The sequence below is a fragment of the Prescottella soli genome (genome assembly GCF_040024445.1).
In the GTDB taxonomy this organism is placed as follows: Bacteria; Actinomycetota; Actinomycetes; order Mycobacteriales; family Mycobacteriaceae; genus Prescottella; species Prescottella soli.
In genome coordinates this window covers 310,808-322,217 of sequence record NZ_CP157276.1, presented here as the reverse complement: position 1 = coordinate 322,217, position 11,410 = coordinate 310,808, and the positions used below count along the sequence as shown (strand labels likewise).

Below are 11,410 nucleotides of genomic sequence, written 5' to 3'. Positions count from 1 at the left end.
GGGTGCCGTCGCGCCCGGCGCTGCGCCTGGGCCCGGTCTCGCTGGTGCTGCGGCCACACATGATCGTCGTCAACGTGGTGCTGGCGGTGTGCCTGTTCGTGCTGGTGTGCGTCGGCATCGGCCGCGGCGACTTCCCGCTCTCCGTCCCCGAGGTCACCAACGTGCTGTTCGGCGGCGGCTCGAAGGTGCAGCGGTTCATCGTCATGGACCTGCGCCTGCCCCGCGCGCTGACCGCCGTGCTGATCGGCGTCGCGCTCGGCATCTCCGGCGCCATCACGCAGTCGATCGCCCGCAACTCGCTCGCCAGCCCCGACATCCTCGGCATCACCTCCGGCGCCAGCGCCGCCGCGGTGGCGCTGATCGTGCTCGGCGGCGGTGGGTCGTTCGTCGGCCTGCTCGCGACGCTCGGCATCCCGCTGGCGGCGCTGTGCGGCGGCCTGCTCACCGCGGCGGCGATCTACCTGCTGGCGTGGCGCAAGGGCGTCGAGGGCTACCGGCTGATCCTCATCGGCATCGGCGTCAACGCGATGCTCATCGCGATCACCGGGTGGCTGCTCATCTCCGCGGACATCAACGACGTCTCCCGCGCGAAGGTGTGGCTCAACGGTTCGCTCAACGGCGCCGGCTGGACCCAGGTGTGGCCGGTGGCGATCGCGCTGGTGATCATCGGCGGGTGGGCGGTGGCCGCGACGTTCACCCTCGGCGCGCTGCGCCTGGGCGACGACAACGCCCGCTCGCTCGGCGTGCGGCAGCAGTCCGAGCAGGCCAAGCTGCTGCTCGCGTCGGTGATCCTGGCCGCGATCGCCACCGCCGCCGCGGGCCCGGTCGGGTTCGTCGCCCTGGCTGCCCCGCAGGTCGCGATGCGCCTGGCCCGCTCGGCGGGCCCGCCGATCATCGCCTCCGCGCTCACCGGCGCGGTGCTGGTCGTCGGCAGCGACATCATCGCCCGCACGATCCTGCCCGTCGAACTGCCCGTCGGCATCGTGACCTCCGCGCTCGGCGGCCCGTTCCTCCTGTACTTGCTCGTCCGCAACAACCGGAAGGTCTCGGCATGACCACCACGGCCCAGCCCACCCCCGCGCCGCGGCTCGTCGCCGAGAACCTGACCCTCGGCTACGGCGACCGGGTGATCGTCGAGGGACTCGACGTCGAGATCCCCACCGGCGTCATCACCACGGTCATCGGCCCCAATGGCTGTGGCAAGTCGACGATGCTCCGCGCGCTGGGGCGGCTGCTCAAGCCGCGTGCCGGGACCGTCCTGCTCGACGGCAAGGCGATCTCCTCGATGCGCACCAAGGACGTCGCGCGGACGCTGGGCATGCTGCCGCAGTCCCCGGTCGCCCCCGAGGGGCTCACCGTCGCCGACCTGGTGGCCCGCGGACGGCACCCGCACCAGTCGTGGATCCGGCAGTGGTCGTCGGACGACGAGGGCGAGGTGGCGCGCGCGCTCGCCCTGACTGGCGTCGCCGACCTCGCGGACCGTCCCGTCGATCAACTCTCCGGCGGGCAGCGCCAGCGCGCCTGGATCTCGATGGCGCTCGCGCAGGGCACCGACATCCTGCTGCTCGACGAGCCGACGACCTACCTGGACCTGTCGCACTCGGTGGAGGTGCTCGACCTCGTCGACCGCATGCACGAGGAGATGGGCCGCACCGTGATCATGGTGCTGCACGACCTCAACCTCGCGGTCCGGTACAGCGACCACCTGATCGTGATGTCGCAGGGGCGGATCGTCGCGTCCGGCGCGCCGCAGGACGTCGTCTCCGCCGAACTGCTCGAGGAGGTGTTCGGGCTCGAGGCCGCCGTCATCGACGACCCCGTCTCGGACCGTCCGCTGATCGTGCCGATCGGCACCCGGCACGTGTACGGCGCGGTGGGCGGGCCGACGCGCACGCAGTAGCGTCGCCGAACCCACCCCACCGCGTCAGGACGTCACGGCGTGACGATCGCGAAGTCCGGGTCCGGCGAATCCACGTAGCCGATCAACTCGGTCAGCTTGCCGACGTCGCCCTCCGCGGTGATCTTCCCGGCACCGATCATGCCCGCCACGTCCCCGCCGCCGACCACGGCCGCGATGAGGTCCCGGCGGGAGAGCGTCAGCCGAGCGTGGGGCGTCGGTGCCTCACTGTCGAGGTCGAAGTGCACCAGCAGCCCGTTCCGCAGGCTGGTCCGATGGTCGATGCCCTCGTCGGTGATGCGCCAGTCGATCGTGATGTCCGCGCCCCACGCGCGCGGTCCGTCGATCCGCAGCGCGATCGCGTCGAACACCTGCTCCACCGACAGCGCCCCGGCGATGTCCGCCGACGCGGCCACCGTCGGAGTCCCCACCGGACCGCTGCGGAGTTCGTAGGCGCCCATGAGGAAGAAGTTGCGCCACGTTCCGTTCTCCGACCCGAACCCGAGCTGCTCGAGCGTGTCCGCCTGCAGTGCCTTCGCCTCGGCGTTGCCGGGCTCGGCGAAGATCACGTAGTTGAGCACCTGCGCGACCCAGCGGAAGTCGCCGGCCTCGTACGACTTTCGCGCCTTGGCCACCACCTCGGCGCTGCCGCCCATGAAATCGACGTGCCGCTTGGCGGCGTCGACCGGCGGATGCTCCCACAGCGTGGCCGGGTTGCCGTCGAACCATCCCATGTAGCGCTGGTAGATCGCCTTGACGTTGTGGCTGACCGAGCCGTAGTAGCCGTGGGTGTGCCAGGCCCGCGCCACCGCCGGCGGCAGTTCCAGGTTCTCGGCGATCTCGATGCCGGTGGCGCCCTGGTTGATCGCCCGCAGCGTCTGGTCGTGCAGGTACCCGTACAGGTCGCGCTGCAGCGACAGGAATTCGGTGAGCCGCTCGGTGCCCCACGTCGGCCAGTGGTGCGAGGCGAACAGCACGTCCGAGCGCGACGCGTACCGGTTGATCGACTCCGTCAGGTACTTGGACCACACGTGCGGATCCCGCACCAGGGCGCCGCGCAGGGTCAGCAGGTTGTGCAGCGTGTGGGTGGCGTTCTCCGCCATGCACAACGCCCGGCGGTCCGGGAAGTAGAAGTTCATCTCCGACGGCGCCTCGGTGCCCGGGGTCATCTGGAACTCGATGCGGACGCCGTCGATCGTCTCCGTCTGGCCGGTGTGGTCGACGTCGACGGTGGGGGTGATGAGAGTCGGCATGCCGGTCGAGGTGGTGGGGCCCAGTCCGGCACCGACGGCGCCGAGCGGCCCACGCGGCAGCGCGGCCCCGTACATGTACGCCGCGCGCCGGCCCATCGCCGTGCCCGCGTACACGTTCTCGGCCACCGCGTGCTCGACGAACCCGACCGGCGCCAGGATCGGGCAGCGGCCCGCCGCGACGTCGTCGACGGTGGTGACGCCCTTGACGCCGCCGAAGTGGTCGATGTGCGAGTGCGAGAAGATGACGCCGACCACGGGCCGGTCACCGCGCTGCTCCCGGTACAGCGCCAGACCGGCCGCCGCAGTCTCAGCGGAGATCAGCGGATCGATCACGATCACGCCGGTGTCGCCCTCGACCAGCGTCATGTTCGACAGATCGAGGCCGCGGACCTGGTAAATCCCCTCCGTCACCTCGTACAGGCCCTGCATCGCGCACAGCCGCGACTGGCGCCACAGGCTCGGGTGGACCGTCTCCGGGCAGTCCTCGTCGAGGAACGCGAACGATCCGCTGTCCCACACGACCGCGCCGGCGCTGTTCGTCACGACGCCCGGCTCCAACGCGGCGACGAATCCCCGTTCCGCGTCCGCGAAGTCCTGGCTCTGGTCGAACGGGAGCGTATTCAGCGCCTCCGTGTGCTGTGCCTGCACCGTGACTGTGACATCCGACTGACTGGTCATGCTTCCCCTATCGCCGTTTCCCGGTTTCGGCTCCGGCGAACCACGGTTCGCCGGAGCCGCCTGTCGACGCGCATCCGTCCGAACGCGTCCGGACCGACACGATCGCTGGACGCTTCCGCAGCGTGACACCTCGGGCGCGGCGGATGCCTCACCCAGCGTGGGTGAACGGCGAGTTCAGGCGTGTGCGGCCTCCCACGCGAACCCGTCCGGATCGGTGAACGACCCGGCGTCGCTGCCGACGACGATCCGGTGCGATCCGGTGCCGTCCTCGGGCACGCCGGCGTCCTTGGCGAGGGCGCGGCGACCGTAGAGGGCAAGTTTCACCTTCGTCGACGGGTTGGCGAACTCGACGTACTTGCGGCCGAAGCTCTTCGCCACCTCGAGCCCGTGCTCGACGTAGAACTGCTTGCTGGCCTTGACATCCGAGACACCGAGCAGCAGCACGAGGTCGTCGAACTCCCGGACGGCGGGGCCCGTGTTCTTCTTCGACGAGGTCGCGACCTTCCACAACGCGCCGTCCGGGGCCTGCACCACCCCGCCGTATCCCCACAGGCTCTTCTTCGGGGGCTTGACGGTGGCGGCGCCGCCGTCGAGCGCGGCGTCGACGAACGCGTCGACGATGTTCGGCTGGGACACCACGAGTGAGAGGGTGTAGCCGCGGAATCCGGTGGTCGGTTCCTGCCCGGCGCGGACGTCGATGTACTTGCCGACCCCGAGCGCGGCGTAGAACGCCTCCGCGGATGCTGGATCGGGCGCTTCGAGGGTGAGGGCCTGGACGGTGGTCATCACGGCACCTCGTTGATGCGGATCAGGTTGCCGGCGGGGTCGCGGACGGCGCAGTCCCGGATGCCGTACGGCTGCTGGGTCGGCTCCTGGACGATGTCGGCGTCGCCGGCCGCCAGCTTGGCGAAGGTGTCGTCGAGGTCCGGGGTGGCCAGGGTGAGGATCGCGTACGTCCCCTTGGCCATCATCTCGGTGATCATGCGGCGCTCGTCGTCGGTGATCCCGGGGTCGGCGGCCGGCGGATGCAGGACCAGGGAGGTGTCCGGCTGGTCCGGGTGGCCGACGGTGATCCAGTACATGTCGTTGTAGCCGACCTCCTTGCGGACCTCGAAGCCGAGCAGGTCGCGGTAGAAGGCCAGGGTGGCGTCGCGGTCGGTGTGCGGCAGGAAGGCGGAGTGAATGGTGATGTTCATGTCCGCAACGCTATGTGCGCTGCGCGGGCGTCGCTTCTCGATTCCTGATCGGTTCCCGGCGCTCGGCGCAGTACGCTCGAAGCTCAGCAGGTCGGGGCGCGATCCCACTCGGGAGGTCACGACATGAGCGGTGCACCGATTCGTCCACTTGTCGCCGGAATCCTTGCGTCCGTAGCGGTTCTCGCGCTTGCGCTCGGCATGTCGACCACAGCCGCCGCGAGCCCGACCGCAGCGACGACGGCGTTTCAGATCCCCGTGACGTTCCTGTCCGGGTGCGGCGTCGGATTCCGGTGCTATATCCCGCCTGTGGCGGCCCTGACGCCGTCGGCGACGACGGATGCCCCCGGCGTCGTGACCTTCACTGCAGCGGCGCCGACCACCGCAGCGGCCACCCCGTACGACTGCCTCGTCGTGTCGGTCACCTGGCGAAACCTCACCACCGGCGCTACCGGCAGCACCGAGATCGGGAAAGTGCCGCTCGACTACAGCCGCCCCTTCTCGGGCGAGGATTGGTGTCGATACCTCCCTGCGATGGTGTCCACCGGCAGCGGCGTCGTCGTTGCGACCGCCGACGTCGACGCAGCCGCCCGGGCCACCGGGGATCACCACCCCGTCGGCGTCGGCGTCGGGGTCCTCCAGGTTCCCTAGTCCCGGACCGGTCAGCCCGGCGGCTCGACGATGCGGACGGTCCGTGGAAGCGCCCCGACGGTGAACCCGCAGCGCCGCGCGGCCACCCCGAACGGCTCGGGCGCGTCGTCGACCGGCCAGTCGTCCCGGGCCCCGGCGGCGCCGAACAGCGCGGCGGCGTTCGCGCCGGGCCCGGTGGTGAAGCGGGTCTGGTAGCGGAGCCCGTCGAACAGGCCGGCGAGGGCGGTCGCCCACCGGCGCGGCAGCTCGTACGGGGTGAGCGTGCACAGCTCGCGGGTGAGCCCGAAGTCGGCGGCCGTCTCGGCGCACGTGTCGGCCAGGCGCCGGCGGGCCGGGACCCGCAGCGTCGACAGCGACCGCTCGGCGGCGAACTCCGCGGTGACGACGCCGCCGGAGGTGAGCACCTCGCCGACCGTCTCCCGGACGGCGGTGCGCTCGTCGAACGCGACGTAACAGGTGCCGCGCGGCTCGTCGAGGTCGAAGCGGCCGCCGCCGGTCGACGCGAACCACCACGGCCCGTTCCGGGTCTTGTGCCCGCGCAGCAGGCGGCGGCGCGGGGTCAGCAGCCAGCCCGGGAATCCGTCGAGCGGCTGGGATCCCGGTTCGGCCAGGGCGATCCGCTCCCGGGTTGTGGTCTCGCTGGTCTCGGTGGTCTCCCCGCTCACGCAGCCCACCGCTGCGCGTCCGCGCGGGCGGCGACCCGGACCGGTTCGACGGGGCCGTCGTCGAGCAGCCAGTCGGCGGCCGACTTCCCGCCCAGGCCGTCCTGCGGGGTCCGCAACCACAGCGCGCACGTCCACGCGTCGGCCGCGCCGCGCAGGATCCGCCACACCTCCACCAGCCCGGGGTGCACGGCGCCGCTGCTCGTGAACTGCCACGTGGGGTACACCCACTGGCCGTCCTCGAGCCGACACGCGATCACCGCGTTGGTGGCGATCTTCTTGCTCACCGACTGGCGGCTCACCCGCCACCACCGCGTGAGTCCGGCGGTGTCGTAGAACGGGCCGACGAGCCGGTCGTAGACGTGGCTGGCGGGCAGCGCCGCGGACATCGCGTCGGCGATCGCCTCGACGTCGGCAAACGTCTCGGCGGGCACACCGGCCGCGGCGGCCGCCTCGAACGTGCGGTGGACGCGACGCGACAGCAGTTCCATCAGCTCCCGCTCCTGGTCGAGCAGCGACGACATCGGCCCATCCCTTCGTCCGGTCAACCACGTCAACCCCACCGTGCCAGCGTCAGTCAACCACGTCAACCCGTCGTGGTGGGTGTCCGGCACCGGATCAGCGCTGGATCAGGCTCCGCACCAGCCGCACACCCTGCCCGAACGACACGTCCGGCAGGTAGGCGCGGCCGATCGCGTTGCCGATGCTCGGCAGCGCCACCGGGTCCGCGAAGCACATGTACATCGGGTCGTAGCGCGGCTGGAACTTCGACTTGAACGCCAGCAGCGACCGGAACCCGTACACCGGTTCGAGGGTCTGGCCGAGCATCTCGAGCACCGAGTCCAGCGCCTCGGACAGGCCGGGGCGCACGTCCACGGGAACGGTCTCCGCCTCCTGCCGGACGGTGGCCAGCGGCGCGCCGGACAGGCTCACGAACTCGGCGCCCTCCTGCTCGAGCAGCAGCGCGGCCGAGGCGATGAGGAACTCCATCGACGGGCGGAAGCCCTCGGCGCGGCGCCGCATGAAGTCGAGCGTCCAGCCGACCACCCGGCCGTCCCGGTGGACCGGTAGCCACGACGTCACCCCGTGCACGGTGCGCTCCTCGTCGACGGCGACCAGGCACCGCACCTCCGGGTCGTCCATCTCCTGCAGCCCGCCGAGGGTGAATCCCATCTCGGGCATGCCCTTGTCCGCGACCCATTCCTCGGAGATCGCCGTGATCTGGTCGGTGATCGCGAGCGGGGCGGTGTGGAGGTCGATCCACTCGGCGGTGATCCCCGATTTCGCGGCCTTGTTGAGGGCGGTGCGCACGTCCTGGAACTTCTTGCCGGTGAACGCGATCGACCCCAGATCCAGCACCGTCTCCTCGGCCACCTGCACGGTCACCCAGCCGTGCGCGTCCGCGGCATCACGGACGTCGCCGGTGACCGAGTAGAAGCACGGGATCCAGCCGTTGGCGGACGCGAACTCGGCGAAGCCCGCGACGTCGTCGCGCACCCGGTTCGGCGGCCCCACCGGACCGCCGGTGGTGAGCGCGACGCCCCCGATCACGCGGTAGGCGACGTAGCTGTCGCCGCCGGGCCCGAACCAGTACGAGTTGCCGCGCCAGGTCGTCATCCACGACAGCGCGCTGCCCGACCCGGACGTGAGGATCTCGCGCGCCCGCTCGGCGGCACCGCTGTCGGCGCCGTACGCCGGCCGCAGGAACGTCGCCGCCACCAGCACGCACGCGACCACCCAGAACACCACGCCCGTCCACTCGTACAGCAGCGTCGACGCCCAGTCCACGGGCAGCAGGCGCGGATCGAGCAGCTGCAGGTACACCGGCGGCACCAGCCGTTCCGGGAAGTCCGCGATCAGGGTGCCCACGGTCGGCCGCCGGTCGAATCCGTTCCGCGCCCACAGCCCGCCGAGGACGTAGAGCACGCCGAGCGCGACGACCAGGACCGCGAGCTTGCCGAACAGGCGCCGGTAGGTCTTCGGGGGTGCCGAGACGTCGAACAGTTTGCGGGTCGCGACCAGCAGGATCAGCAGCGCCAGCGGCGTCAGGAACGGCGCGAGGGTGCGGTACACGCTGGGCGACTCGAGCCCGTAGAACAGCGTCTGCCCGTGGACGAAGTCGACGTACCGGACCACGAAGTTCAGCACCGACAGCGCCAGCAGCACCACCTGCGCGACGGTGGAGGCGATCCACGCGAACCGCCGCCCCCGGCGCAGCCCGTCGCACAGCACCAGCAGGAACACCGACGGCATCAGGCTCAGCAGCGTCGGGCCGACACCGGACAGGCGCAGGTCGAGTTCGCCGCGCCGGCAGTCCGGACCGGACGGCGCCTCCTCGCAGATCTCGCGCACCTCCGCCGCCGTCCACGGCGCACCGCGGAACAGGTCACGCAGCACCGCGAGCGGCCCGACGGCGTGCGGCGAGAGCGCCGCGAGCATCGTGCCGATCGAGGTGGCCGCCACCACGATGGCGACCAGCACCCGGCCCTCGCGGCGGGTGCCGGTGATCCGCGGCCCGCGGGCCGAACGGCCCACGATCCACGGCCCCAGGCACAGTCCCACCACGACGGCGCCGAGCCGGATCACGTCCTGCAGTTGGCCGGCGAACAGCACCAGCGTGATCGTCAGCGCGAGCAGACCGACGCGGATCCGCCGGCGCCACAGCGTGTCCATCGACGCGCTGGCCACCATCGCGGTACCGAGGATCCAGGTCGTGGGACCGACCGCGGTCCCGATGTGCAGCCGGAAACCCCAGCCGGAGTCGAGCAGCTTGACCACCGCGGCCACGGCCAACCCGAGCGCCGTGCCCGCGACCTGCGTCACGAGCGCGGAGATCGCGAACCGGCCCGATCCGATGCGGCGTTCGAGCGGCGCCGCGACCAGGAAGACCAGCGCGGTGGCCCCGAGGTAGCCGACGAGCCCGTTCGTCCACAGCCCGGCGGTGAGCGGCGTCCACAGCCGCCAGTGCTCGATCGGGCCGATCCCGACCGCCAGGTGCCGGTCCACGAACTGTGCGCGCCCGTGCGCGACGGAGTCGGACGCGAAGCCGAGCACCCAGATCAGCGCCAGCAGGCTGATGCTGACCGGGGCCCCGGCGGCTCCGTACCGGAGCAGGTCGACGACCCGGCGGGCATAGCGCCGCAACGCGTTCACGCGATCAGCCCCAACCGCTTCGCCAGCCAGTCGAGTTCGTCACGCAGCCCGGCGGACCACACCGAGAAGCTGTGCGCCCCCGGCACCTCCACGTACTGCACGTCCATGCCTGCGCCCTTCGCGGCCTCGAACACCTTCTGCGCCCCGCCCCGGTAGGCGTCGTCGCGGGAGCCCACGACGATGATCCCCGCCGTGTCCGGATAGCGGCGCGTCTTCATCAGATCCATCGGATTCACGGCGACGAACGCGGCCTCGTCACCACCGAACGCCTCGTCGACGGTGCGTTTGCGATCGCCGAGCGTCGGCTCCTCCTGCCCCGACAGGTCGAGGAACGTCGGATACACCTGCGGGTAGTTCGTCGCCAACTGCAGCGCGCACGTCCCGCCGTAGGACAGGCCGCCGACGGCCCACGCCCGCGGATCCGGGTTCACCTGCAGATGCGACTTCGTCCAGGCCGGCACGTCGACGGCCAGGTACGTGGCGACGTTCCCGAGCTTCGAATCGAGGCACAGCGGGTTGGCGAGCTGCGATCCGGTGCCGTCGGCGACGACGACCACGGGTGTGAGGCCGTGGTGCGCCCGCGCGAACTCGTCCATCGTCGCGGTGAGCTTGCCGCCGTTGAGCCAGTCCTCGGGCGAGCCTGGCTGCCCGGCTAGCAGCACCAGCACCGGCAGCAGCGGCCGTGGGGAGCTGAAGTAGGCGGGCGGGAGGTAGACGACGGCGTCGCGCGCGGTGTAGCCGGACTTCTCGCCGGGGATCGGCACTGTCGCGTACTTCCCACTGGACGGCATGTCACTCGGCGCCTGTGGCGCCCACGCCTCCTCGAGGGGCCGCCCGGTGACGACCGGGCCGGTCGGGGGCGGGACCTGCGCGAAGTCGATCCGGTCGGGATCCGGCAGCCCCAACGCCGTCCCGACCGTCGGGTAGGCGTAGAAGATCTGGTTGATCTGCAGTCCGACGGCGAGCACGACGGCCCCGACTGCGACGACGGACACCGGGATCGTCCACCGGCGGCCGGCGAGCGCCCGGGGAACCAGCAGCAGTGCCGCCCACAGCCCGACGCCGATCCACGCGTAGACCGACTTCTCGATCGGGTCCGGAAACGGCCGCCACACGCGCTCGACGACGACGTAGAGGACGAGCGTGGCCGCCGCCGCCGTGATCAGCGACAGCGGCAGCGCCCACCGCAGGAACCATCGGCGCCGACTCGCGACGAGCCAGCCGGCCCCGGCGACGCCGCAGATCGCGACGAGGACAGGCAGTGGCCCGGAGACCAACGAGAGACGATCGAGCCACTGCGACACCGAACCTCCAGCGTGACGGGTTTTCCCCACCGGTATACCGGCCGGATCCGTGGTGCGGCCATTACCACACGACGCGCCGAAAACTTACTACCACCAGTAGTAAGCATTCGGAGCGGGCGGTCCGTAGAATTGCAGCATGGCTGGACTCGGCGAGCTCGAACGTGCAGTGATGGATCACCTGTGGTCCATGTCGGAACCTCAGACGGTGCGGCAGGTACACGAGGCCCTCGCTTCGCGACGGGAGCTGGCGTACACCACGGTGATGACCGTCCTGCAGCGGCTGGCGAAGAAGCATCTCGTCATCCAGCAGCGCGACGACCGAGCCCACCGCTACGTCCCGGTACACGGCCGCGACGAGCTGGTCGCGAGCCTCATGGTCGACGCGCTGCAGCAGGCCGACGCCTCCGGTGAGCGCGCCGCCGCACTCGTCCACTTCGTCGGACAGGTCGGCGCCGACGAGGCCGCTGCCCTGCGTGAGGCGCTCGCCGCGCTCGAGGAGTCCGAGGCCGAGAAGGCGCAGAAGGCTTCCCAGCCGACCCCGATGCACGCGCCGGGAACCGCCGGTCTGCACCCGGGCACCGGCCGGGCGAGCTGAGGCCCCTCGACGCCATGACATGTC

11 protein-coding genes are annotated in these 11,410 nt (G+C 71.2%); 4 read left to right on the top strand and 7 right to left on the bottom strand.

Annotated elements, in window-relative coordinates; genetic code table 11:
• Nucleotides 1–2: 2 nt before the first annotated feature.
• The gene (locus tag ABI214_RS01600) at nt 3–1,055 is read left to right on the top strand and encodes a FecCD family ABC transporter permease (RefSeq protein ID WP_408586812.1); all 1,053 of its coding nucleotides are present in this window, start codon (nt 3–5) and stop codon (nt 1,053–1,055) included.
• A complete protein-coding gene (locus tag ABI214_RS01595) occupies nt 1,052–1,900 on the top strand; it encodes an ABC transporter ATP-binding protein (protein WP_348605472.1) in 849 nt (282 codons plus the stop codon). Before ABI214_RS01600 ends, ABI214_RS01595 begins: the two co-directional genes overlap by 4 nt.
• A 32-nt stretch (nt 1,901–1,932) precedes the next feature.
• Here the strand turns inward: ABI214_RS01595 and ABI214_RS01590 are convergent, their stop codons facing one another.
• The 3 genes from ABI214_RS01590 to ABI214_RS01580 form a co-directional block, all read right to left on the bottom strand.
• Nucleotides 1,933–3,828 (bottom strand): alkyl/aryl-sulfatase, encoded by a 1,896-nt coding sequence (locus ABI214_RS01590; protein ID WP_348605470.1) that lies wholly within the window; start codon nt 3,826–3,828, stop codon nt 1,933–1,935.
• A 174-nt stretch (nt 3,829–4,002) separates the two neighbouring features.
• On the bottom strand, nt 4,003–4,614 hold the full coding sequence (locus ABI214_RS01585) for a glyoxalase (protein ID WP_348605469.1): 612 nt from the start codon (nt 4,612–4,614) through the stop codon (nt 4,003–4,005).
• On the bottom strand, nt 4,614–5,024 hold the full coding sequence (locus ABI214_RS01580; protein ID WP_348605468.1) for a VOC family protein: 411 nt from the start codon (nt 5,022–5,024) through the stop codon (nt 4,614–4,616). The genes ABI214_RS01585 and ABI214_RS01580 overlap by 1 nt, the downstream gene beginning before the upstream one ends.
• Nucleotides 5,025–5,147: 123 nt before the next feature.
• On the opposite strand from ABI214_RS01580, the gene ABI214_RS01575 reads away from it, so the two are divergent.
• Complete coding sequence (locus ABI214_RS01575; protein ID WP_348605467.1) at nt 5,148–5,672, top strand: hypothetical protein; 525 nt, start codon at nt 5,148–5,150, stop codon at nt 5,670–5,672.
• Nucleotides 5,673–5,683: 11 nt separating this feature from the next.
• Here ABI214_RS01575 and ABI214_RS01570 read toward each other — a convergent pair whose 3' ends face one another.
• From ABI214_RS01570 to ABI214_RS01555, 4 genes are all read right to left on the bottom strand, one after another.
• Entirely contained in the window at nt 5,684–6,337 is a 654-nt protein-coding gene (locus ABI214_RS01570) for an RES family NAD+ phosphorylase (RefSeq protein WP_348605466.1), read from the bottom strand.
• Entirely contained in the window at nt 6,334–6,858 is a 525-nt protein-coding gene (locus ABI214_RS01565; protein ID WP_348605465.1) for a hypothetical protein, read from the bottom strand. The genes ABI214_RS01570 and ABI214_RS01565 overlap by 4 nt, the downstream gene beginning before the upstream one ends.
• Before the next feature lie 94 nt (nt 6,859–6,952).
• Nucleotides 6,953–9,487: a bifunctional lysylphosphatidylglycerol flippase/synthetase MprF gene (locus ABI214_RS01560; protein WP_348605464.1), complete on the bottom strand. Its 2,535-nt coding sequence runs from the start codon at nt 9,485–9,487 to the stop codon at nt 6,953–6,955.
• On the bottom strand, nt 9,484–10,791 hold the full coding sequence (locus tag ABI214_RS01555; RefSeq protein WP_348605463.1) for an alpha/beta hydrolase: 1,308 nt from the start codon (nt 10,789–10,791) through the stop codon (nt 9,484–9,486). The genes ABI214_RS01560 and ABI214_RS01555 overlap by 4 nt, the downstream gene beginning before the upstream one ends.
• Nucleotides 10,792–10,927: 136 nt before the next feature.
• On the opposite strand from ABI214_RS01555, the gene ABI214_RS01550 reads away from it, so the two are divergent.
• Nucleotides 10,928–11,386 carry a BlaI/MecI/CopY family transcriptional regulator gene (locus tag ABI214_RS01550; protein WP_348605462.1) on the top strand — a complete coding sequence of 153 codons (459 nt, stop codon included), beginning with the start codon at nt 10,928–10,930 and terminating at the stop codon, nt 11,384–11,386.
• Nucleotides 11,387–11,410: the final 24 nt, after the last annotated feature.

Bases quoted from the DNA above. Each gene is read 5' to 3' on its own strand.
- ABI214_RS01595 (WP_348605472.1), top strand. From the start codon at position 1,052: ATGACCACCACGGCCCAGCCCACCCCCGCGCCGCGGCTCGTCGCCGAG.
- ABI214_RS01590 (WP_348605470.1), bottom strand. From the start codon at position 3,828: ATGACCAGTCAGTCGGATGTCACAGTCACGGTGCAGGCACAGCACACG.
- ABI214_RS01585 (WP_348605469.1), bottom strand. From the start codon at position 4,614: ATGACCACCGTCCAGGCCCTCACCCTCGAAGCGCCCGATCCAGCATCC.
- ABI214_RS01580 (WP_348605468.1), bottom strand. From the start codon at position 5,024: ATGAACATCACCATTCACTCCGCCTTCCTGCCGCACACCGACCGCGAC.
- ABI214_RS01575 (WP_348605467.1), top strand. From the start codon at position 5,148: ATGAGCGGTGCACCGATTCGTCCACTTGTCGCCGGAATCCTTGCGTCC.
- ABI214_RS01565 (WP_348605465.1), bottom strand. From the start codon at position 6,858: ATGTCGTCGCTGCTCGACCAGGAGCGGGAGCTGATGGAACTGCTGTCG.
- ABI214_RS01550 (WP_348605462.1), top strand. From the start codon at position 10,928: ATGGCTGGACTCGGCGAGCTCGAACGTGCAGTGATGGATCACCTGTGG.